Consider the following 21,488-nt stretch of genomic DNA (forward strand, 5'->3'; position numbering starts at 1 on the left):
CCTCCACCAGCCGACAGGGAAAGCGCCTCTGAACTGGTCAAGCAGTAGGAGAGGGGGTTGGCGATTCCCTTACTGGGCTGGGTGGGGGATCATGTCGGGGTGAACCTGAGTGTCTCGTCGTTTGATGATCTGTCCGCGCGGGTGGCTGGGGTGCTGGACGAGCATGCTCGGCACTTTCCCGGGGCGGCGACCGGGCGGCAGCCGGTGCATACGGTCTATGTGCCCGCCGATCGGTTCTCGCCGTCGACTCCGGCGAACTTCGGGACGGAGGCGTTGCGCCTGCTCAACACGCACACGCCTGGGGCCGGGTCGTTCGGGGCGGCGTTCGGGCTCGATCCGGAGATCGCCGGGCCGGTGCGCGAGCGGGTCGCGGCCAAGCTGGCCGGTGAGCCGGTGGAGGACATCCGCATCGACTTCGAGGACGGCTACGGCCTGCGCCCCGACGCGGAGGAGGACGCCCATGTCGCGCAGGCCGTCGAGGCGGTCGCGGCGGCCTACCAGGTGAAGGGGCTCCCCCATTACTGGGGCATCCGGGTCAAGTCGTTCGCCGACGGGGCCCACGACCGGTCGATGCGCAGCCTGGACGGGTTCCTGACCGCGCTGCGCGACCGTCTCGGGCGGCTGCCCGGTGGTTTCACCATCACCTTTCCCAAGGTGACGATGGCGGCGCAGGTGGGCCTGTTCGTGGAGTACCTCGATCGGCTGGAGACCGCGCTCGGGCTGCCGGGCGGGATCCTGCGCTTCGAGGTCCAGATCGAGACCACCGAGGCGATCATCGACCACGAGGGACGGCTGGGTGTGCGGGCCATCGTGGAGGCCGCGGCGGGGCGCATGACCGCCGCCCACTTCGGGGTGTTCGACTACACCGCCGCGTGCGGGCTGCCGCCCGAGCAGCAGCGCCTCGACCATCCCGCCTGCGACTTCGCACGGCATGTCATGCAGGTCGGCCTGGCGGGGACCGGCATCCGGCTCTCGGACGGCTCCACCAACATCATCCCGCGCAACGACGGGCCCGACGAGGTGAACGAGGCGTGGGCGGTGCATGCCGCCCATGTCAGGCACTCGATTACCCATGGCTTCTACCAGGGCTGGGACCTGCACCCCGCCCACCTGCCCAGCCGCTACGCCGCGGTGTACGGCTACCACCTGAACGGGGTGGACGAGGTCATCGGACGGGTCCGGGCCTGGCGCGAGCAGGCGGCGGGCAAGGACAACGGCGTGCTGGACGAGCCCGCCACCATCGCGGCCCTGTCCGATCGGCTGCGCCGCGCCGTCGACTGCGGCGCGCTGGACGAGAGCGTCCTTCCCGCGTCCGACGCCTAGAGGTCTTCGGGGGTGTCGATGTCTTCGGGGGACGCTATGTCTTCGCAGGGGACATGGGTGATGAGGTGTGGGTGCGCGTGGAGGAAAGTGCGGGCGCCGGTGTCGCCTGTGGCTGACGCGATGACCGCCGGGAAGTGCGCGGCGCGGAAGAGGACGGGGTTGCGGGGGCGGCCCTCGTAGGTGGCCACGGCGACCTCGGCGCCCGCCTCGTAGGCCGCGACCAGGCGGCGGACGGCGGGCGGGGTGATCTTCGGCTGGTCGACCAGCGCCACGACGGCGGCGGGGCAGCCGGGCGGCAGGGCCGCCAGGCCGGTGCGCAGGGACGAGCCCATGCCGGTGCTCCAGTCCGGGTTGGGCACGACGACCGCGCCGATGACCTCCAGCGGCGCGGCGCCCGCCACGACCACGATCGGCGAGCAGCCCGCCTCGCGCAGCAGCCGGATCCCCCGGTCGACCAGGCGTTCGCCGTCCAGTTCCACCAGTGCCTTCGGCCGTCCGAACCGGCGGCCGGCGCCGGCCGCGAGCAGGATTCCGGCCACCGGCCTGTCCCCGTGCAAGGTCGTCATCACGCGAGGGTAGCCGCGTCAGACGGCGTCGCCGTGGATTCGGCCGGTGGTGTCGGTGAGGGGACGGCCCGAGCCGCCCCAGCGCAGCTGGATCAGCTCTGCGGCGATGGACACCGCGGTCTCCTCGGGGGTGCGGGCGCCGAGGTCGAGGCCGATCGGGGAGCGGAGCCTGGCCAGCTCCGTCTCGTCCAGGCCGGCCGCGCGCAGGCGTTCGAGCCGGTCGTCGTGGGTGCGGCGCGAGCCCATCGCGCCGACGTAGCCGGCGGGCGTGCGCAGCGCGACCTCCAGGAGCGGGACGTCGAACTTGGGGTCGTGGGTCAGGACGCAGATCGCGGTGCGCTCGTCGACCTCGGCCCCGTCCAGGTACTTGTGCGGCCACTTCACCACGACCTCGTCGGCGTCGGGGAAGCGCTTGGCCGTGGCGAACACCGGGCGCGCGTCGCAGACGGTCACGTGGTAGCCGAGGAACTTGCCGACCCGGGCGACGGCGGCGGCGAAGTCGATGGCGCCGAAGACCAGGAGGCGCGGGGACGGGGCGAAGGAGTGGACGAAGACGGTCAGCTCGTCCAGCCGCCGCTCCCCCTCGGGTCCGTAGTGGCGCCGGCCGGTGAGGCCCTGGGCGAGCATGCCGCGGGCGTCGTCGTCGACGGCGGCGTCGAGGCGGGCGGCATACGGGGCGCCGGGGGCGAGTGAGCCGGAGGCGCGTCCCGGCCAGATGACGCGGCGCGCGCCGATCCGCCCGGGGCCCGCGATCACGGTGGCGACGGCGACCGGTTCGCGCCCCGCGATCGAGGCGGCGACCGCGCCGAACTCGGGGAAGGTGGCGGGCCCGACGGGCTCGACGAGGATGTCCAGGACGCCGCCGCAGGTCAGGCCGACGGCGAACGCGTCGTCGTCGCTCACCCCGTACCGCTGGACGGCGGTCGCGCCGCTGTCCAGCACCGCGCGTCCCAGCTCGTACACCGCGCCCTCGACGCAGCCGCCGGAGACGCTGCCCACGACCTCGCCGGTGGACGAGACCGCCATCGCGGCCCCCGGGGCGCGGGGCGCACTGCGGAACGTGTTGACCACGGTGGCCAGCGCGAACGTCTCTCCGCGCGAGTACCACTCCAGGACCTCGTCGAGCACGTCACGCACGAGCCCGCCCTCCGATCAGCCCGGCCAGCTCCTCCAGCGCCCCGAGGCTGTGCCCGGAGGTGAAGTCGTCGACATGCGGCAGGGCCGCCATGATGCCCGCGGTGCGGGGCTCGTAACCCGGCCGCGCCTTGTGCGGGTTGGCCCACACGACCCGGTGTGCGAGCCGGTGCAGGCGGGCCATCTGCTCGCCCAGCAGCCGGGCGTCGCCGCGCTCCCAGCCGTCGGAGGCGATCAGCACGACGGCGCCGCGCGCCATCCCGCGCTGCCCGAAGCGGTCGAGGAACTCCTTGAGCTCGGAGCCGAGCCGGGTCCCGCCGCTCCAGTCCGGGATCGCCGCCGAGGCGGCGGCCATCGCCGCGTCGGGGTCGCGCAGGCGCAGCTCCCGGGTGAGCCGGGTCAGGCGCGTCCCCACGCTGAACACCTCGGCGGGACGGGCGGCGTGCGCGAACCGCAGGAACGCGTCGGCGTAGGGGCTCATCGAGCCGCTGACGTCGATCAGCAGCACGAGCCGCCGCGGCCGCGTCCGGCGGGCGCGGTGGCGCAGCCGGGACGTCTCGCCGCCCCGGCGCAGCGTCTCGGCCATCGTCGCGCGCGGGTCGAGCCGCCCGCGCGACGCGGGCGCGAACCGGCGCGTCCTGCGGAGTTCGGCCGAGGTGGACAGCAACGCGATCAGCCGTTCGACCTCGGCGCGCTCGGTGTCGCTGAGCCGCGCGATGTCGCGCCGCCGCAGCACCTCGGACGCGCTGGCGGTCGCGACCGAGGTGCCGGACGCCGCCTCGCCCTCCTCGGCCGAGGGTTCGGCCACCCGCACCGTCACCGTCGCGGGAGGAGCGCGCCGGACGGGCCGCGCGGTGGCGCCGGAGAAGTAGGCCGCGAAGCAGCGGTCGTAGCGGGCCAGGTCGTCGGGACCGGCGCAGAGCGTGAGCCGTCCCGCCCAGTAGGCGTCGGCGGGGTCGAGGACGTCGAGATGGTCCAGGGCGCGCAGCATGGCCTGGACGCGCTCGGGGTCGGCGGTGCCGCCCGCGGCCCGCAGCGTCCGGGCGAACCCGACGATCGTCTCGGTGAGGTCCCTGGCCACGGCGCTCAGGCCCCGTCCAGGAGGATCTCCAGACCGCGCACCTGGTCTTCGCGGTGCTTCAGGACGGCGCCGAGCGTGGCCGCGGCCCGGTCGGGGTCCAGCGACCGGACGCCCAGCGCGACCAGGGCCTCGGTCCAGTCGAGGGTCTCGGCGACGCCGGGCGGCTTGAGCAGGCCTGCGCCGCGCAGCCGCTCGGCGGCCCGCGCGACCTCCCCCGCCAGCCGCTCGGACGCCTCGGGCAGGCGGCGCCGGATGATGGCGACCTCCCGCTCGAACGGCGGATGGTCGAGCCAGTGGTACAGGCAGCGGCGCTTGAGCGCGTCGTGCACCTCGCGCGTCCGGTTGGAGGTGATGACCACGACCGGGGGCCGCTCGGCGCGGATCGTGCCCAGCTCGGGCACCGTGATCGCGAAGTCGCTCAGCACCTCGAGCAGGAACGCCTCGAACTCGTCGTCGGCCCGGTCGACCTCGTCGACCAGCAGCACCGAGGGCGAGGTCTCCAGGGCCTTCAGCAGGGGGCGCGCGAGCAGGAAGCGCCGGTCGTAGAGCTCGCCCTCCAGGCGTCCGGCGTCGGTGACGCCCGCGGCCTCGGCCGTCCTCAGATGCAGGAGCTGGCGCGGGAAGTCCCAGTCGTACAGGGCCTGCGAGGCGTCGAGCCCCTCGTAGCACTGCAACCGGATCAGCGGGGCGCCGAGCGCGGACGCCAAGGTCTTGGCCAGCTCGGTCTTGCCGACGCCCGCCTCGCCCTCCAGGAACAGCGGCCGCCGCATCGTCAGCGCGAGGAAACCCGCCGTGGCCAGGCCCTCGTCGCACAGGTAGGCGTGCCGGTCGAGCAGCCGGGCCAGTTCTTCGGGCGAGCCGATCACAGGGCCAGGCTATCCGGACATTACCCGCCTAATCTAATAGGAAAAGTTGACTTTTGCGCCGAAGGTCACCAGCATCGACCGCATGGACCGGGACCTGACCGACGAGGGTGTCTACGAGACCGTCCGCTCCGAGCAGTGGATGTCGCGCCGGGGCCTGCTGCGGATCACCGCCGGGGCCGGGCTCGGCGCCGCGATCGCCACCCCCGCGCGGGCCGCCGAGGAGACCGCCACCGGCATCGTGAAGCCCCTTCCCCCCGAACTGTTCGTCCCGCACGGCACCAACGCCGAGATGCGCTGGGAGGCCATGCGCGGCCAGGGCGTCACCACGCCCAACGACCGCTTCTTCGTCCGCAACCACGTCGCCACCCCGCGCCTGGACGCCCGCACCTGGCGCCTGCGCCTGTGGGGCACGGGCCTGCACGGCTCCCCCGCCGAGCACGCGCCGGTCGAGTTCGGCTACGACGACCTCCTCGGCCTGCGCTCGCAGACCCTGACCGCCTTCATCGAGTGCACGGGCAACGGCCGCAGCTTCTACACCACGCAGCAGGGCGACCGGGTCTCGGGCACACCCTGGAAGCTCGGCGCCGTCGGCGTGGCCCGCTGGCGCGGCGTCCCCCTGAGCACCGTCCTGGAACGCGCGGGCCTCACCGACCAGGCCGTCGACCTCCTGCCCCGGGGCCTGGACGCCGACTACGTCGACAAGGGCGAGAACCACGGCCGCGTCCGCCGTCCGCTCCCGATCGCCAAGGCCCTGAAGGACGTCCTGCTCGCCTACGAGATGAACGGCGTCCCGCTGCCTCCCGACCACGGGTACCCGGTGCGGCTGGTCGTCCCGTCCTGGGTCGGCATCGCCTCGATCAAGTGGCTCGGCGACATCCAGGTGGCCGACCGCCCCCTGTTCTCCCCCTGGAACACCCGCTACTACCGCCTGTTCGGCCCGGACCACCCGGCCGAGGGCACCGCCCCGCTCACCCGCATGAACCTCAAGAGCGCCTTCGAACTCCCCTGGGACGCCCAGCTCAAGGCGGGCCGCACGCACCTGCTGCACGGCCGCTCATGGTCGGGCAACGGCCGCGTCCGCCGCGTCGAGGTCAGCGCCGACCACGGCGCGACCTGGCACCGATGTCGCCTCAGAGGCCCCCACCACCCCCGCTCCTGGGTCCGCTGGGACGTCCCCTGGCACCCGAGAACCCCCGGCCGCTACGAACTGATGGCCCGCACCACCGACGAGACCGGCACCACCCAGCCCGTCACCGCCGTCCCCAACACCTACGGGTACCTCTTCGGCGCGACAGTCCGCCACCCGATCACCGCCACCTGAGCCGTGCTCGAGAAACATACTGAAAGGTATGGCACGATTCATCACAAGATCGAGGAGAACCGAGGGTCTTGTGGTGGCGAACAGTGTCTGGGTCGGCGAACGGCGGCTGGGCTTGATTCGAGTGTCCGAGATCCGGCAGGTCGCCGGGTTCGGTGCGCTGCCTTGGGGGCGGTTGCGGCTTGGCGAGGTCGCGCTCGGGGGTCGGGCGCGGCTCCTGCGCGCCGGGAAGGTGATCGCCGAGGATCTCCGTATCGGGGCTCTGGCCACGGACAAGGGTCCCGAGACGAGCGTTACCGGGGGACGACGGTTCGCGGTGGCGATCGGGTGGACTGATGTGCGGGCGAAGGACTTCATCGAGGTCTATGAGCGTGCGGCGCAGGCAGAAGCCGATCCCGAACTGGTGCCGGGTTACCACGCCGCGGCCCCGGAGGACGAGGTGATGCAGGGGTGCGCCGAGGTGCGCGGGGTCGGCTCCGGGTCCCCGGCCGTGCTCGCCGTGATCACCGCGGGACGGCTGGCGGTCGGTGATCGGGTTCGGGTCGTCCGCGAGGGGCGGACCGTGGCCGAGACACTGCGGGTGCATGCGGTGACCGGGCGGGACGGGCGTCCGATCGACGAGCTCCCGGCGGACGGTGGCGCGTCCGTCCACCTGGGCTACCAGGGTCTGCGGGCCGGGGACACGCTCGTGGCCTACAGCGTGCCCTCACCGCAGTGGACGGAGGTGCGCTCCGAACGGCTCGGGGTGCTCAAGGCGGGGTCGGACGGTGTGATGGCGCGGGCCGGGGTCGTCCGCCTCCGATCGGCGGCGGGCGAGGCGCAGTTGGAGGCCGGGCACCGGGCCCGGGTGCTGCGCGGCGACACCGTCATCGCCGACGGGCTGACCATCGGTCACCGGCACCATCTGATGGTCACCCAAGATCGGACGTCCATGGAAGTCAGCATCGATTTTCCCTACCTGCGTCCAGACGACGTGATCGAGCCCTACCAGGTCATCCCCGCCGATCAGGAACCGCCGGGGAGGCGGCCCGAGAGCACGCGGTTGCTGGTCGGCGTCACCGTGCTCCTTGGGACCCTCGGGCTGTGCTCCGGATGGGGGGCCGTCGAAGGGGTCAGGATTGCCCTCAGGGACGAAGAGGCCTGGCCGCTGGCGATGACGGCCTTTCTCGGGCTAGGAACCGTCATGCTCGGCTCTCTGCTCGTTTACGGCCATATGTATCAAGCGAAGCTGCGAAGGCGGTATCGGGAGAAGGGCTGATCCGTCAGGTGGGGTCGGGGGCTTCGCCTTGCTGGTGGATGAGGAGGCGGAGTTCGGCGAGCTGGCGGGCGGACAGGGCCTTCTCGGTGCCGTTGATGCCCATGGCGCCGATCGAGGTGCCGTCGCTGAGGTCGAGGGTGGGCCAGGGCTCGCCGGTGCTCATCGAGACGTCGATGACCTCGGCCCATTCGAGGCGGCGGGTGCGGAAGGCGTTGACGACCGTGATGCCCTCGGCGTCGGCGGCGACGCGGCAGCGGGCCAGCATGTGCAGCACCCAGCCGATCAGGACGCCGAAAAGGATCATCAGGACGCGGTCGAACAGCTTGAACTGGGGGGCCACCACGACGGCGAGCACGATCATGCTGAGCACGATCACGCCCGCCGTCGTGTAGGCGACGTACCTGGTGGTGCGCGGGCGCCACACCACCGGGAGGGCCGGAGTCTCAGTCAACGATCTTGGAGATGGGGATCTCGAGGATGTCGTGGGCGCCGGCGGCCTTCAGTGCCGGGATGAGGGTGTTGACGCCGCGCTTGGCGACCACGCTCTCCACCGCGTTGTGGTCGCCGCCCGCCAGCGAGGTGACCGTCGGCGAGGACATGGACGGCATGATGTCGAGCACCGCCCGGAGGTCGGCCTGGGCCACGTTCAGCTTGAGCAGGACGTTGCCCCGCGCCCGGATGGCGCCTTGGAGGAGCAGCGCGATGTCCTCCATCGCGGCGCGCTTCTCGGCGTCCTGGTAGGACTCGCGGTTGGCGACCAGCTCGGTGTAGCTGGTCAGGAGGGTGTCGAGGATCCGCAGGCCGTTCTTGCGCAGCGACGAGCCGGTCTCGGTCAGGTCGACGATCACGTCGACGATGTCGGGGACCTTGGCCTCGGTGGCGCCGTAGGACGGGACGACCTTCGCCTCGACGCCGTGCTTGTCCAGGAAGCGCTTGGTCATGGCCGGGAACTCGGTGGAGATCCGCACGCCCTTGGGAAGCTCGGAGACCTTCTGCCAGGGGGCGTCGTTCGGCACCGCCATGATCACGCGGACCGGGTTGGCGGTGGCCTTGGAGTACTGGAGCTCGCCGAGGCTCACCACGTCGGAGTCGGTCTCGGTGATCCAGTCGCGGCCGGTGATGCCGAGGTCGAACAGGCCCTGTTCGAGGTAGGTCGGGATCTCCTGCGGGCGCAGGACCCGGACGCGGTCGATGCGCGGGTCGTCGATGGAGGCGCGGTAGTCGCGGTCCGAGGTGCGCCGGACGGTGAGGTCGGCGGCGTCGAACAGCTGCACGGTCGCCTTTTCGAGCGAACCCTTGGGCAGGACGAGGGACAGCACGGTTTGAGCCTTTCGTGGATGGGTTACGACCGGGGGCCTTCAGGAGCTGCGATGCTCCAGGCCATGCCCGGCGTGACCGTGTTCATCCCGCCCCGCCACCCCACGAGACCCGATGCCGCCCTGCCGCAGGCCCTTCAAGGTCAGAGCCGTGTCGAGTGCGGCCACAGTCGCCTCCCATCCCTTGTCCTCGTGGCTGTCGGGCAGCCCGCTGCGGTCCAGTGCTTGCTCAAGGGTGTCACATGTGAGAACCCCGTTACCCACCGGGGTGGCCTCGTCGAGAGCGATGCGCGTCACACCGGCGGTGACCGAGTCGCATACGTAGTCGAAGTGGGCCGTCTCGCCGCGGACGACCGCGCCGAGGACGACGACGGCGTCCAGCTCCCTGGCCAGCTGCTGGGCGACGACCGGCAGTTCCAGGGCGCCCGCGACCCGGGTCACGACGGGCTCGGCGACGCCGCAGGCCTTGGCGGCGGCCAGCGCGCGTTCGAGCAGCCTGTCGGTGATCCGGGCGTGCCAGCGCGTGCAGACGATGCCGAGCGTGAGCTCGGCGGCGTCGACGACGGTTTCCTCCGGGCGTCCTGACCCGCTCATCACAGTCCCTCGATCAGATGTCCGAGACGGTCGCGCTTGACCGTCAGGTAACGGCGGTTGTCCTCGGTGACGACGACGGGCATGCCCACCCGGCCGAGCACGTCGAGGCCGAACCCGGACAGCCCGGCGAGCTTGGCCGGGTTGTTGGTGAGCACCCGGATCGACCGCACGCCGAGGTCGCGCAGCATGTGGGCGGCGTTGGAGTACTCGCGCGCGTCGGCGGGCAGGCCGAGTTCGAGGTTGGCGTCGACGGTGTCGGAGCCGTTGTCCTGCAGCGCGTAGGCGCGCAGCTTGGCCAGCAGGCCGATGCCGCGTCCCTCGTGGCCGCGCAGGTAGAGGACGACGCCGCGTCCCTCCTGGGCGATGCGTTCCATCGCCGCGTCCAGCTGGGTTCCGCAGTCGCAGCGCTCGGAGTGCAGGACGTCGCCGGTCAGGCACTCGGAGTGGGCCCGGACCAGCACGTCGGTGCCGTCCCCGAGGTCGCCCAGGACCAGCGCGACATGCTCGCCGCCGTCGATGGCGCTGGAGAAGCCGACCGCGCGCCACTCGCCGAACCGGTTGGGCAGGCGGGTCTCGACCGCGCGCTGGACCATCGGCTCGTTGCGGCGGCGGTACTCCACCAGCTGCTCGATGGAGATCAGCTTGAGGCCGTGCTCCTTGGCGAAGACCTGGAGCTCGGGCAGGCGCGCCATGGTGCCGTCGTCGTTGACGACCTCGGCCAGGACGCCCGCCGGGGGCAGCCCCGCCAGCCTGGCCAGGTCGACCGACGCCTCGGTGTGGCCGCGACGGCGCAGGACGCCGCCCTCGTGGTAGCGCAGGGGGAAGATGTGGCCGGGCCTGACCAGCTCGTAGGGCTCGGTGGCCGAGTCGCACAGCGTCCGGATGGTCCTGGCCCGGTCGGCGGCCGAGATGCCGGTGGTGACGCCGTCGCGGGCGTCCACGCTGATGGTGTATGCGGTGCGCATCCGCTCGGAGTTCTGCGCGGTCATCAGCGGGATCTGGAGCCGGTCCAGGTCCTCGCCGAGCATGGGGACGCAGATCACGCCGCTGGTGTAGCGGATGGTGAACGTGAGCAGCTCCGGCGTCGCCTTGGACGCGGCGAAGATGATGTCGCCCTCGTTCTCGCGGTCCTCGTCGTCGACCACCACGACCGGACGCCCTGCCGCGATGTCGGCGATCGCGTCCTCGATGGAGTCGAAAATCCCGTTCTCACTCATGCCGCTTCCCCCGAGGGGGGACGACCCCCCACTCCCCCCGGCAAGTACCGCGCTCATTCGTTCGCTTCGCTCACTCATGCCGCCACCGCATCTCTCATCCGGGCGCTCTCGACCGGGCGCCGGGACTCCCGGAGCCAGTCGCGGAAGCCCGCCATCACCATGAAGAAGAAGATCCCGTAGACCGCCGCGGAGACGTACAGCCCCGACTTGAGCGCGAGGGGCACGCCCACCAGGTCCACCAGGATCCAGACGATCCAGAAGTCGACCAGCGCGCGGCTCTGGGCGAAGGTCGCCACCGCGCTGCCGACGAAGATGTAGGCGTTCGCCCACGGCGACCAGGCCACCTGGAGCCAGGTCAGGTGGATGAACAATTGCGCCACGACGGCGGTGCCGCCCAGCAGCACGGCGCCGAGCACGAGGCGCTCGCGCGCGGTGGCGCGGCGCACCAGGAGGCTGCCGCCGGTCTGGCGGCCCTGCCGCCAGCTCCAGAATCCGAACACCGCCAGGCCGCAGAACAGGACCTGCTTGAGCGCGTTGCCGGGGGCGTGCGCGTGCAGGGACGCGGCGAGCAGCAGCAGCGCGCCGGTGAGCTGGACCGGCCACGTCCAGAGGGTCTTGCGCATGGCCAGGTAGACCACGGCCAGCGAGAGCGCGTTGCCGAGGAGATCGGTCCACAGGACGTGCTCGCCGAAGAGCGTGAAGCTCGCGTTCAGCCAGCTCATGACCGGAGCCCGGCGCTCTGGAGGCGCTCGACGTACTTGGCGATCACGTCGACCTCGAGGTTGACGGGGGCGCCGATGTCCTTGTGGCCGAGCGTGGTGAGCGCGAGCGTGGTGGGGATCAGCGCGACGCTGAAGCGGTCGGAGCCGGCCTCGACGACGGTCAGGCTGATGCCGTCGACCGTGATCGAGCCCTTGTCGACCAGGTAGCGGGTCAGGTCCTTGGGCAGCGAGAACGTGACGACGTCCCAGCGGTCGCCCGGTTCACGGGACAGGATCCGGCCCACGCCGTCGACATGGCCCTGGACCAGATGCCCGCCGAGCCGGTCCGACAGCCGGACGGGACGTTCGAGGTTGACCTTGGAGCCGACCTCCAGCACGCCCAGGCTGGACTTGTCGAGGGTCTCCTTGATGGCGTCCGCGGTGAACGCCCCGTCCTTGACGTCGACCACCGTGAGGCAGACGCCGTTGACCGCGATCGAGGCGCCGTGCACGGCGTCCTGGGTGACGAGCGGGCCGCGGATCGTGAAGGTGATCGAATCGCCTTCGGGCGCGATCGCCTCGATCTCGCCGAGCTCCTCGACGATGCCGGTGAACATCTCTCCCGGGCCTCCTCTTATGCGTGTGCATAGGGGGCTCCGGGGCGATACGAAAACAGCGCCCCACGCAGGGGCGTATTGCGCGCTGCCTCCCATCCGGACTTTCACCGTCGGTCCCGGAGTTCCACCGGGTCAACCGGCCGATGGCTTCGGCCGGGTCGCGGACTGTCACCGCCGGTTCGGAATTTCACCGACCCCGGAGCACGCGTTCACTTGCTGCCAACCAGTGTGCCACGAAACGCATTCCCGCCCTGGCGTGAGAATGCCCACCCAGAAAAGCAACCAAGCGCTCGTTAGGTTATCACGCGCAGGCCACCGGGGACGGCGGAGACCCCGCTCAGATCGGGGACGACCAGGTGGGCCTCGGTCAGCTCGGACGCGTCGTGGCTGGTCGCGACCGCGAGCACGGTCGCTCCCGCCGCCAGCCCCGCCCGCACGCCCGCGGGTGCGTCCTCGATGACCAGACACTCGCCCGGGTCGACGCCGAGGCGCTCGGCGGCCAGGAGGTAGCCCGAAGGGTCGGGCTTGCCGTGCGTGACCAGCTCGGCCGTCACCACGATCTCCGGCACCGGGACGCCGGCGACCCCGGTGCGCACTTCGAACTGCCCGCGGTCCATCGAGGTCACGATCGCCCAGGGCAGACCGTTCATCGCGGTGAGGAGCGCGACCGCCCCCGGGAGGGCCGTGATGCCGTCGGTGCTGGACGCCTCCAGCGCGTCCAGCAGCGCGGTCTCCTCCTCCACCCGATCGGGCGGGACGAACTCGGCGACGCGGTCGCGGGTGCGGCGGCCGTGGGCGCCGGTCATGAACACCACGGGGTCGATGCCCCGCTCCTCGGCCCACAGCCGCCCCGCGCGCTCGACCAGCGGGGTGGAGTCGACCAGCGTGCCGTCGACGTCGAACAGGACCGCCGTGCAGGGAAGGTAGGTCTCGCTCATCCCCGCCCCGCCACCGCCTCGGCCTGGTCGCGGAGCTTGCGGACGGCCTCGGCCGGGTCGTCGGCGCCGTAGACGGCGCTGCCCGCCACGAAGACGTCGGCCCCCGCCTCGGCGCAGCGCTCGATGGTCTCGGCGCTGACGCCGCCGTCCACCTGGAGCCAGACCGGCAGGTCGCGGCCCTTGATCAGCTCGCGGGCCCGGCGGACCTTGGGCAGCACCACGTCCAGGAACTTCTGCCCGCCGAAGCCCGGCTCGACGGTCATCAGCAGCAGCATGTCGATCTCGCCGAGCAGGTCTTCGTAGGGCTCGACGGGCGTGGCCGGGTTGATGCCGAGCCCCGCGCGCGCCCCGGCGGCGCGGATGGTGCGCAGCGTCCGGATCGGCGCCTTGGCGGCCTCGACGTGGATGGTGACGCTGCCCGCGCCGGCCTCGGCGTACTGGGGCGCCCAGCGGTCCGGGTCCTCGATCATCAGATGGCAGTCGAGGGGCAGCGCGCTGTGCTTGAGCAGCGCCTCCACGATCGGCAGCCCGAGGGTCAAGTTGGGGACGAAATGGTTGTCCATGACGTCGACGTGCACCCAGTCGGCCGCGCCGGAGATGAGCGCGACGTCGTCGGCCAGGTGGGCGAAGTCGGCGGACAGGATGCTGGGTGAGATCTGCGCTGGAGCCATGATGCCCCGATTCTATTGGCGCAGCTCCGCGACACCCTCACCCGCCCGGGTGACCGCGCGGGGGGTTCGCCGCGCCAGCCCCAGCCGGACGAACGCCTCGGGCGCCCCCGCCGCCGTCCACAGACCCAGCAGGGCCTGGACGGCGAACGCCTGCACGGGCTGGTCGCCGAACGGCAGCCCGCACGCGTAGATCGCCAGCAGCCCGGTGACGCCGACCGGGACGCGGGCCAGCCGCCGCCACAGGACGCCCTCGGCCTCGAACCCGCCCCGGTGCGCGAGCACCGTCACCCCGGCCAGGATGCCGCACAGGCCGCCCGCCGCCGTGGCGCCCCGGCTCAGCGTGATCGGCCCGGTGGTGCCCCCGGCCTCGACGATCGCCTGGGACCAGGCGGCGGGCCATTCCCAGCCCTCCAGCGACTCCACGGCCGCCCAGGCCGCCAGCAGGAAGGCGCCCGAGACCGCCAGGCACAGCGCCAGCTGGACGGCCAGCGCCCGCGCCCGCCACCACGGCACGACCAGCGGCTCCAGTCCGAGCGCCGCGACCAGCAACACCGCGCCGACGGCCCAGCCCGCCACGACCTGCCCCACCGAGTGCACGCCGAGCTGCACCCGCGAGACACCGATCAGCACGACCATGACCGCGGCGGCGGCCCAGACCGTCCATCTCCGCAGGTGGACGGCGAGGAACCCCCAGGCCAGGGAGGCGCTCTGGGCATGGCCCGAGGGCATGCCGAACGAGTCGCGTCCCTCGTGGCCGGTGATGGAGGCGTCGGTCCAGAACGGGCGCGGCGAGTGGAACGCCAGCTTGAGCACCGTGTTGACCACCGATCCGAACGACATGACCACCGCGGCCCGGGCGCCGAACCGGGGGCTCACGCACCAGAACACCAGCACGATCACCGGAAGGTAGAACGCGCCGCTGCCGACGAAGGACACCACGTGCATGAAGTCGGTGAGCATCGGGGCCTCCCCGGCGGTCAGCGGCGGCGCAGCAGGGCCAGGAACATCGCGTCGGTTCCGTGCCGGTGCGGCCAGAACTGCGCGAACGGGCCCTCGCCGAGGCCGGTCAGTTCGGGGGCGATCGAGGCCAGCACGGACGGGGCGTCCAGCCGGTCGACGTCGTCGCGCCCGCGCAGGGCGTCGTCGACCACGACGCGGGTCTCGGCCAGGTGCGGCGAGCACGTGACGTAGGCCAGCACTCCCCCGGGGCGCACCGACTCCAGCGCCTTGCCCAGCAGCGAGCGCTGGAGCGGCCCCAGCTCGGCCACGGCCTCGGGCCCCCGGCGCCAGCGCGCCTCCGGCCGCCGCCGCAGCGCGCCGAGGCCGGTGCACGGGACGTCCAGCAGGACGCGGTCGAACGCGCCGGGACGCCAGGCCGGGACCGTGCCGTCCGAGACGACCACCGCGGCGCGGTCGTCGACCGCCCGCCGCACCAGGCCCGCGCGGTGCGGCTGGACGTCGCAGGCCAGCAGCCGGGCGTCGCGCCGCGCGGCGAGCGCCGCCAGCAGCCCCGCCTTGCCGCCCGGACCGGCGCACAGGTCGGCCCAGAACGCGTCGCGCCCCTCCAGCGGCGCGGCGGCCAGGGCCAGGGCGACCAGCTGGCTGGCCTCGTCCTGCACGGCCGCGCGGCCGTCCTGGACGGCGCGGATCGCGGCCGGGTCACCGTCGGGCAGCACCGCGGCATACGGGGAAAACGGCGCGGGCTCGGCGCCCGCGTCATACAGCTCCTGCGGCTCGGCCCTGCCGGGGCGCGCGACGAGCGTCACCCGCGGACGCGCGTTGTCGGCGGCGAGCAGGTCGTCGATCTCGTCGCGGTCGGGGCCGAGCGCGTCGCGCAGCGCCGAGACGATCCACTTGGGGTGGCTGTGCGCGATCGACAGCCGGGAGGTCAGGTCGGCGTCCTCGGGCGCGACGATGGCCAGCCAGCCCGGCAGGTCGCGGGTGGTGACCTTGCGGAGCACCGCGTTGGCGAACTTGGCCTGCCCGGGGCCCGAGACCGTCCGGGCCAGCTCGACGGTGGTGCCGACGGCCGCGTGCGGCGGGATGCGGGTGGCCAGGATCTGGTGGGTGCCCAGGCGCAGGACGTCCAGCAGCGGCGGGTCGATGCGCCGCAGCTCGCGGTCGCTGCACAGCGCCAGCACCGCGTCGTAGGTGCCGCGGCCGCGCAGCGTGCCGTAGGTCAGCTCGGTGGCCAGGGCGGCGTCGCGGCCGGTCAGGCCGCGGTCGCGCAGCCGCGTGGGCAGCAGCAGGTTGGCGTAGGCGTCGCGGGTCTCCACCGCGCGGATCACGTCGAAGGCGGTGCGCCTGACCAGGTCTTCGGGACGACCCGTCGCGCGCGGGCCGCCGGGCCTGCGGTTGCGGCTCGGATGGCCGTGGCCCTGGCGTCTGCGGTCGGGCGCCATCAGGCGAACGCGTCCTTCTCGGAGAGGGTGAGGCCGCGCATCCAGTCGGCGGCGGCCATGCGGCGCTTGCCCTGCGGCTGGACCTCGCCGAGCGCGAGCGGATGGGTGGCCGTGCCGACCAGGACCTCCTTCCTGGTCGCGCGCAGGCGTCCCGGATCGAGCCTCTCGGCGCCGACCGCGAGCCGCAGCGGGCCCAGCTTGACCCGCTCGTCGCGGAAGGTCGTCCAGGGGCCCGGCGCGGGCGTGCAGGCCCGCACCAGCCGGTGCACGTGCGCGGCGGGCTTGGCCCAGTCGACGCGGGCGGTCTCGGGGGTGAGTTTGCTGGCGTAGGAGACGCCCTCGTCGGGCTGGGGGCGTGGCTCCAGCACCCCGGCCTCGATGCCGTCCATGGTGTCGAGCAGCAGCTTGGCGCCCGCGACGGCCAGGCGTCCCAGCAGGTCGCCGGTGGTGTCGTCCGGCCGGATCGGCTCGGTCAGCACCCCGTAGACCGGGCCGGTGTCCAGGCCCTCCTCGATCTCGAAGGTGGCCGCGCCGGTCATGTCGTCGCCGTGCAGGATCGCGTGCTGGACGGGCGCCGCGCCGCGCCACGCGGGCAGCAGCGAGAAGTGCAGGTTCACCCAGCCGTGCCGGGGGATCTCCAGCGCGGCGGGCTTGAGCAGCGCCCCGTAGGCCACGACCGGGCAGCAGTCGGGCGCGATGGCCCGCAGCCGGTCGAGGAACTCGGGATCGGACGCCTTGGCCGGCCTGAGCACCTCCACCCCGGCCTCCTCGGCCCGCCGCGCGACCGGGCTGGCCACCACATGGCGGCCCCGTCCGGCGGGCGCGTCGGGCCGGGTGACCACGGCGGCCACCTCGTGCCCGGACGCCAGCAGCGCGTCCAGCGACGGTACGGCGGTCTCCGGGGTCCCCGCGAACACCAGCTTCACTTAGATGGCCTTCCCGAAAGTGCGGTGGGGGGACTCCTTGACGACGGGGGCGGGATCGCCGAACCACTCGGCCTCGCGGATGGCCTTCATCGCGGCCTTGCGCTGCTCGGGATCCATCCGGTCGATGAAGATGATCCCGTCGAGATGGTCGGTCTCGTGCTGCACGCAGCGGGCCAGCAGATGGGTGCCCTCCAGCGTGATCGGCTCGCCGTGCATGTTGAAGCCCTTGGCCACCGCGCGCACCGCCCGGGGCGTGGGGAACGCCATACCGGGCAGCGACAGGCAGCCCTCGTCGTCGGTCTCCCGCTCGTCGGACAGGTCGAGCGTGGGATTGACCACATGGCCGAGCCGGTCGTCGACGTAGTAGGTGAAGACCCGCAGGCCGACGCCCAGCTGCGGCGCGGCCAGACCGGCCCCCGGGGCGTCGATCATCGTGTCGGTGAGGTCCTTGACGAGCTGGCGCAGCTCCTTGTCGAAGTCCTTCACCGGGTCGGCGGCGGTGCGCAGCACGGGATCGCCGAAGAGGCGGATGGGCTTGACGGCCAACGAGGGCTCCGTTTCCTGCGGATGGACTTGCGGTGACAAGTCTACGGAGGCTTCAGGCCCTCCGGGTTGACCGCGCCTTGTAGGCGGCGGTGCGCGCCGCCTTCGCGGTGGCCTTGTCGGGGTGGTGCGCCCCCAGCGCGTCCAGCACCTCGGCGGCGTCCGGGTGGCCCGCGCGCCACATCTCCTCGACCATGGCGGCCATCTCGGCGTCCGGCGGGACGTCGGTCAGCGCGGCCGCCACGGCGTCCCCCGGCTCGCTGGTCTCCAGCATCCCGGCGACGGTGTCGACGAACAGCCACAGGTACGCCTCGCGGCCGAGGTCCTCGGGCTCGCCGTCGCCGTGCTCGTTGAGCCACAGCGTCACGTGCGGGCCGATCAGCGGGTCGTCCTCGGCCTCGGCGACGACCGGCAGCGCGCCCGGGCCGACCCGGCCCAGGACGGCGGCGGCCAGGTTGCGGTGGCCGGGGCCGCCCGTCCGCATGACCTCCAGCAGACCGGCCGCCGCGACCTGGGGGTCGCGGCCGTCGAGCCAGCCGTCGATCTCCTCGTCGGCGGTGTCGTGCCGGTGCCAGGTCAGCCCCGCGACCAGCTCGGCGGCGGGCGCGGACGCCAGGTCGCCCACGACGGGTGCGGAGAACCCGTCGGCGACCAGCAGCTCGCGCACGGCCCACACGCCCAGCGGGGTGAGGGCGTACCCGTCGCCGTCGGCCTCGGCCACGTCCCAGCGGACCAGGTCGTCCAGCTCCAGCGCGAGCGACTCGCGGACGGCGGCCGCCAGGCCCGGCTCGTCGGACACGTCGTAGGACTCGGCGATGTGGTCGGTCAGCGTCGCCGCCAGCACCGCGTGCGAGGACGGCCGTTCCTGCTCGTAGAGGTGGATCAGGACGCCGGTCAGCTCGTTCTGCACCAGCTCGATCGGGTCGAGGCCGTCCTCGGCGTCGTGCTCGGGGACGGCGGCGGCGTCGAACAGGCGCAGCCAGGCCGCCAGGAACGCCGCGTCGTCGCCGGAACGCAGGGCGTCCAGCGCCGGGCCGGGCCCGGTCTCGCCCTCGGCGGTGACGATCACCTCGGCGTCGGCCGCGGCCCACCAGAGCCGGTCGAGCTCGGGCAGGTCGGCCTGGGAGTCGGCGGGGCCCTCGACGCGGCGCGGGCTGGGCAGCGCGAGGGCCGCCAGGGCCTGCTCGGCCTCGTCCACCGGCAGCTGGCCGTAGTCGTCGACGGGACGCTCGCCCACCCACTCGGCCAGGGCCACGGCCTGGACGGTCAGCGCCGAGTCGCGGGCGGCGGCGGCCAGTTCGGCCTCGGGCGCCAGCCGGACCGGCGGGACGACCATCTCCTCGGCGCGCCGCAGGTACTCCTCGGTGCGGGCGTAGCGCTCGTCGTCGGGCAGCGCCTCGAAAGCACGGACCCAGCGCTCGACCGCGTCCTGGTCGTCCAGCGGCACGCCGTCGGCGCGCATCATGCCGGAGATCACCTCGGCGGCCGTCCGGCGCTCCTCGCTGTCGGCCTGCTCGACGGCGTCGGCGAACTCGGGGGCGATCCGGTCGAGCTCGGCGATGAGCTCGGCGTCCCGTCCCTGCGGAAGGACGTCGGTCTCGCCCAGGAACGCCAGCACCTGGCGGACGGTGGCCAGGATCGCGGGCACCTCGTCGCCCTCGGCCACCACCGTCTCGGGGAACGCCTCCAGGAGCAGCTCGCCCAGCGTGTCGGGGGTCAGGCCGCCGGGACCGCTCAGCCCCACCTCGTCGCGCGCCAGCTCCAGCAGCAGCTCCGCGCCCTGGACGTCCACGTCGGCGCCCCGTGCCTCCGCCCATGCGCGCAGGTCTCGGACGGCGGTTTTCACCCAGTTGTCGGCCACCCCTGAACCCTAGTGCGTGTCCGGTGGGCCTCCGGTGGGCTTCGCCGGGAACAGGCCCCCGGACGCGCGCTCCGCTCAGATGAGATCGAGCGGGTCGATCTGGACCCGGACGACCTCGGTCGCCCGGCGGGCGCTGCGGATGCCTTGCGCGGCCTGGAGCGCCTTGGCCATGGCCAGGGCGTGGGCGCGTGGGACGCGGACGAGCGCGCGTTCCTTGCCCTCGTCCGCGATCGGGACGGGCCCGAGGACCTCGGCGTCGTCCGGCAGCCGCGCGTCGGCCAGCAGCTCCCTGATCGCCGCCGGCGACGCCGTCAGCGAGGCCATCCGCACGGCGGGCGGGAAGCCGACCTCGCGGCGCTCGCCCAGCTCGCGCTCGGCGTAGGTGACCGGGTCCCAGCGCAGCAGGGCCTGGACCTCGGCCAGGCCCGCGTCCGCGCCGACCACGACCGCACCGGACGGCCGGACCAGCGCGGCGGCGTTCATCCAGCGCCGCAGGGTCTCCTCCCCCGCCCGCAGATCGGCGCGGCCGAGCAGCACCCAGCCGTCCAGCAGCAACGCGGCGGCGTAGCCGTCCTCGGCCACCGGCTCGGCCCCCGGCGTCGCCACCACCAGGGCCCGCTCGGGGCCGATCCGGTCGAGGATCGCGTCGCGTCCCGACGTGCGCACCACGGCGCCCGGGAACGCCCGGCCGAGCTCCTCGGCCGTCCGGCGCGCGCCGACCACCACCGCGCGGAAGTGACGCGTCCCGCATTCGGGACAGGCCCAGTCGCCCGCGATACGGCCGCACCAGCGGCAGTAGGGCGCCGCGTGGGCCGACCGCAGCGCGAGGGGCCCCTGGCAGGCGCCGCACCTGGCGGCGGTGCGGCAGCGCACGCACGCCAGGCCCGGCAGGTACCCCCGGCGCGGCACCTGCACGAGGACGGGCCCGTCCTCCAGCGCGCGCCTGGCGGCCTCGAACGCGGCCTTGGACAGGCGCGCCGCGCGTGCGGCGCCGTCGCGGGCCAGCTCGGCGTCGTCGCCCGCCGGACGCACGCGCGGCATGACCTCGCGGATCCGCGGCCGGTCGGCGGCCAGGGCGTGGGCCCACCCCGACTCCACGAGCTGGGTCGCGTCGGTCGTCCGCGTGTAGCCGCCGAACAGGGCGGCGGCGTCGGACCTGTGCGCGCGCAGCGCCAGCACCTCGCGCGGGTGCGGGTACGGCGCGTGCGGATCGGGGTGGACGTCGTCACCGTCGTCCCAGAGCACCACCAGGCCCAGCTCGGCGACCGGCGCGAACATCGCGGCCCGCGTCCCGATGACCGCGCGCCGCGCGCCGCGCAGCACCGCCAGCCAGCGCCGGTAGCGCTCCTCCGGCCCCAGCTCGGCGGTCAGCGCGATGTGGGCGCCCTCCCCCAGTTCGCCGGTCAGGGCGCGGTCGATCGCGGCGACGTCGCGCCCGTTGGCCACCACCACCAGCGCGCCGCGTCCCGCCGACAGCGCCGCCGCGACGGCCCGCGCGATCGCCCCGGCCCAGGCCGGGCCGGGCAGCGCCGTCCAGACTCCCCGGGGAGCGCGCCCCTCGGCCAGGGCCGTCAGAAAGGACGGCCCCGCCGGGTATTCGCCCCAGGGGCCGGGCTCCTTCGGCCGCTCCGGCGCCTCCGGCGGCTCCCCGGGGGCCTCCGCCTCCACTCGCGCGTGCCGGGGCGGGATCGCCAGGCGGACGACGTCGGAGAACGTCCCCGCGTACCGGTCGGCCACCTCGCGGGCCAGCGCGGCGATCTCCGGGGTCAGCACCACCTCGGGGGACGTCACCCGCTCCAGGAAGAGCAGGCGGCCCTCGTGATCGCTCTCCTCCACCCGTTCGAGCAGCAGGCCGTCCACCAGAGCCCCGGCGAACCGCACCCGCACCCGGCAGCCCGGCACGGCCTTGGCGTCGAGCTTGTCGGGGACGAGGTAGTCGAACGGGCGGTCGAGGTGCGGAAGCGGATGGTCGACGGCGATCCGCGCCACCGCGAGCCGCTCGGCCCTGCGCTTGGCGCCCTTCTTCGGAGCGGGCCGCTTCTTCTTCGCATCGGCGCTGGTCACGGCCGTCGGCCGGAGATCCCCGAGTCCCGGGAGCGGCTCGGCTCCCGCCCCGTCTTTCGTCACGTCACCGTCCTACCAGATCAGGACGGTAA

General features: G+C 73.4%; 21 protein-coding genes and 1 riboswitch. Of the genes, 3 read left to right on the top strand and 18 right to left on the bottom strand.

What is annotated here, in order from left to right; genetic code table 11:
• The first annotated feature begins 99 nt into the window (after positions 1-99).
• Positions 100-1,323, top strand: coding sequence for a DUF6986 family protein (locus ACQPY4_RS27135; RefSeq protein ID WP_433325409.1), 1,224 nt, complete (start codon positions 100-102; stop codon positions 1,321-1,323).
• On the opposite strand, the gene ACQPY4_RS27140 is transcribed toward ACQPY4_RS27135, so the two are convergent.
• From ACQPY4_RS27140 to ACQPY4_RS27155, 4 genes are read right to left on the bottom strand one after another with little or no spacing between them, the layout of a single operon-like run.
• Positions 1,320-1,889 (bottom strand): nucleotidyltransferase family protein, encoded by a 570-nt coding sequence (locus ACQPY4_RS27140; RefSeq protein WP_433325411.1) that lies wholly within the window; start codon positions 1,887-1,889, stop codon positions 1,320-1,322. The genes ACQPY4_RS27135 and ACQPY4_RS27140 overlap by 4 nt on opposite strands.
• An 18-nt stretch (positions 1,890-1,907) precedes the next feature.
• Complete coding sequence (locus ACQPY4_RS27145; RefSeq protein ID WP_433325413.1) at positions 1,908-3,026, bottom strand: XdhC family protein; 1,119 nt, start codon at positions 3,024-3,026, stop codon at positions 1,908-1,910.
• A complete protein-coding gene (locus ACQPY4_RS27150) occupies positions 3,019-4,104 on the bottom strand; it encodes a vWA domain-containing protein (RefSeq protein WP_433325415.1) in 1,086 nt (361 codons plus the stop codon). The genes ACQPY4_RS27145 and ACQPY4_RS27150 overlap by 8 nt, the downstream gene beginning before the upstream one ends.
• Before the next feature lie 5 nt (positions 4,105-4,109).
• Positions 4,110-4,970, bottom strand: a complete 861-nt coding sequence (locus ACQPY4_RS27155) for an AAA family ATPase (protein WP_433325417.1) — start codon at positions 4,968-4,970, stop codon at positions 4,110-4,112.
• 46 nt (positions 4,971-5,016) lie between these two features.
• On the opposite strand from ACQPY4_RS27155, the gene ACQPY4_RS27160 reads away from it, so the two are divergent.
• A complete protein-coding gene (locus ACQPY4_RS27160) occupies positions 5,017-6,291 on the top strand; it encodes a sulfite oxidase (RefSeq protein WP_433325419.1) in 1,275 nt (424 codons plus the stop codon).
• Positions 6,292-6,364: 73 nt separating this feature from the next.
• The gene (locus tag ACQPY4_RS27165; protein ID WP_433325421.1) at positions 6,365-7,546 is read left to right on the top strand and encodes a hypothetical protein; all 1,182 of its coding nucleotides are present in this window, start codon (positions 6,365-6,367) and stop codon (positions 7,544-7,546) included.
• A gap of 4 nt (positions 7,547-7,550) precedes the next feature.
• Here the strand turns inward: ACQPY4_RS27165 and ACQPY4_RS27170 are convergent, their stop codons facing one another.
• The 14 genes from ACQPY4_RS27170 to ACQPY4_RS27235 all read right to left on the bottom strand — a co-directional run bounded on the left by ACQPY4_RS27170 (position 7,551) and on the right by ACQPY4_RS27235 (position 21,459).
• The gene (locus tag ACQPY4_RS27170) at positions 7,551-7,997 is read right to left on the bottom strand and encodes a PH domain-containing protein (RefSeq protein WP_433325423.1); all 447 of its coding nucleotides are present in this window, start codon (positions 7,995-7,997) and stop codon (positions 7,551-7,553) included.
• Entirely contained in the window at positions 7,990-8,865 is an 876-nt protein-coding gene (gene hisG, locus ACQPY4_RS27175) for an ATP phosphoribosyltransferase (protein ID WP_433325425.1), read from the bottom strand. The genes ACQPY4_RS27170 and hisG overlap by 8 nt, the downstream gene beginning before the upstream one ends.
• A gap of 39 nt (positions 8,866-8,904) precedes the next feature.
• A complete protein-coding gene (gene ribH, locus ACQPY4_RS27180; RefSeq protein WP_433325427.1) occupies positions 8,905-9,456 on the bottom strand; it encodes a 6,7-dimethyl-8-ribityllumazine synthase in 552 nt (183 codons plus the stop codon).
• The gene (locus tag ACQPY4_RS27185) at positions 9,456-10,673 is read right to left on the bottom strand and encodes a bifunctional 3,4-dihydroxy-2-butanone-4-phosphate synthase/GTP cyclohydrolase II (protein WP_433325429.1); all 1,218 of its coding nucleotides are present in this window, start codon (positions 10,671-10,673) and stop codon (positions 9,456-9,458) included. The genes ribH and ACQPY4_RS27185 overlap by 1 nt, the downstream gene beginning before the upstream one ends.
• 74 nt (positions 10,674-10,747) lie before the next feature.
• On the bottom strand, positions 10,748-11,395 hold the full coding sequence (locus tag ACQPY4_RS27190) for a nicotinamide mononucleotide transporter family protein (protein WP_433325431.1): 648 nt from the start codon (positions 11,393-11,395) through the stop codon (positions 10,748-10,750).
• Entirely contained in the window at positions 11,392-11,991 is a 600-nt protein-coding gene (locus ACQPY4_RS27195; RefSeq protein WP_433325433.1) for a riboflavin synthase, read from the bottom strand. Before ACQPY4_RS27195 ends, ACQPY4_RS27190 begins: the two co-directional genes overlap by 4 nt.
• A gap of 78 nt (positions 11,992-12,069) precedes the next feature.
• A riboswitch (FMN riboswitch) is annotated at positions 12,070-12,200 on the bottom strand.
• A gap of 84 nt (positions 12,201-12,284) precedes the next feature.
• Positions 12,285-12,929 carry an HAD-IA family hydrolase gene (locus tag ACQPY4_RS27200; RefSeq protein WP_433325435.1) on the bottom strand — a complete coding sequence of 215 codons (645 nt, stop codon included), beginning with the start codon at positions 12,927-12,929 and terminating at the stop codon, positions 12,285-12,287.
• Entirely contained in the window at positions 12,926-13,600 is a 675-nt protein-coding gene (gene rpe / locus ACQPY4_RS27205; protein ID WP_433325437.1) for a ribulose-phosphate 3-epimerase, read from the bottom strand. Before rpe ends, ACQPY4_RS27200 begins: the two co-directional genes overlap by 4 nt.
• Positions 13,601-13,612: 12 nt before the next feature.
• A complete protein-coding gene (locus ACQPY4_RS27210) occupies positions 13,613-14,560 on the bottom strand; it encodes a phosphatase PAP2 family protein (protein WP_433325439.1) in 948 nt (315 codons plus the stop codon).
• A 17-nt stretch (positions 14,561-14,577) separates the two neighbouring features.
• On the bottom strand, positions 14,578-16,002 hold the full coding sequence (locus ACQPY4_RS27215) for an RsmB/NOP family class I SAM-dependent RNA methyltransferase (protein ID WP_433325441.1): 1,425 nt from the start codon (positions 16,000-16,002) through the stop codon (positions 14,578-14,580).
• Positions 16,002-16,928 carry a methionyl-tRNA formyltransferase gene (fmt, locus tag ACQPY4_RS27220; RefSeq protein WP_433325443.1) on the bottom strand — a complete coding sequence of 309 codons (927 nt, stop codon included), beginning with the start codon at positions 16,926-16,928 and terminating at the stop codon, positions 16,002-16,004. Before fmt ends, ACQPY4_RS27215 begins: the two co-directional genes overlap by 1 nt.
• Positions 16,929-17,474 (bottom strand): peptide deformylase, encoded by a 546-nt coding sequence (gene def / locus ACQPY4_RS27225; protein ID WP_433325445.1) that lies wholly within the window; start codon positions 17,472-17,474, stop codon positions 16,929-16,931.
• Between the two features lie 52 nt (positions 17,475-17,526).
• On the bottom strand, positions 17,527-19,332 hold the full coding sequence (locus ACQPY4_RS27230) for a hypothetical protein (protein WP_433325447.1): 1,806 nt from the start codon (positions 19,330-19,332) through the stop codon (positions 17,527-17,529).
• Positions 19,333-19,407: 75 nt separating this feature from the next.
• Positions 19,408-21,459, bottom strand: coding sequence for a primosomal protein N' (locus ACQPY4_RS27235; RefSeq protein WP_433325449.1), 2,052 nt, complete (start codon positions 21,457-21,459; stop codon positions 19,408-19,410).
• Positions 21,460-21,488 lie beyond the last annotated feature (29 nt).

Origin of the sequence: Spirillospora sp. CA-294931 (assembly GCF_050946795.1) — a bacterium.
In the GTDB taxonomy this organism is placed as follows: Bacteria; Actinomycetota; Actinomycetes; order Streptosporangiales; family Streptosporangiaceae; genus Spirillospora.

Excerpts from the sequence above, each read along its gene's own strand:
- ACQPY4_RS27140 (WP_433325411.1), bottom strand. The coding sequence starts at position 1,889 with ATGACGACCTTGCACGGGGACAGGCCGGTGGCCGGAATCCTGCTCGCG.
- ribH (WP_433325427.1), bottom strand. The coding sequence starts at position 9,456 with ATGAGCGGGTCAGGACGCCCGGAGGAAACCGTCGTCGACGCCGCCGAG.
- ACQPY4_RS27185 (WP_433325429.1), bottom strand. The coding sequence starts at position 10,673 with ATGAGTGAGAACGGGATTTTCGACTCCATCGAGGACGCGATCGCCGAC.
- ACQPY4_RS27190 (WP_433325431.1), bottom strand. The coding sequence starts at position 11,395 with ATGAGCTGGCTGAACGCGAGCTTCACGCTCTTCGGCGAGCACGTCCTG.
- ACQPY4_RS27195 (WP_433325433.1), bottom strand. The coding sequence starts at position 11,991 with ATGTTCACCGGCATCGTCGAGGAGCTCGGCGAGATCGAGGCGATCGCG.
- ACQPY4_RS27200 (WP_433325435.1), bottom strand. The coding sequence starts at position 12,929 with ATGAGCGAGACCTACCTTCCCTGCACGGCGGTCCTGTTCGACGTCGAC.
- rpe (WP_433325437.1), bottom strand. The coding sequence starts at position 13,600 with ATGGCTCCAGCGCAGATCTCACCCAGCATCCTGTCCGCCGACTTCGCC.
- ACQPY4_RS27210 (WP_433325439.1), bottom strand. The coding sequence starts at position 14,560 with ATGCTCACCGACTTCATGCACGTGGTGTCCTTCGTCGGCAGCGGCGCG.
- ACQPY4_RS27215 (WP_433325441.1), bottom strand. The coding sequence starts at position 16,002 with ATGGCGCCCGACCGCAGACGCCAGGGCCACGGCCATCCGAGCCGCAAC.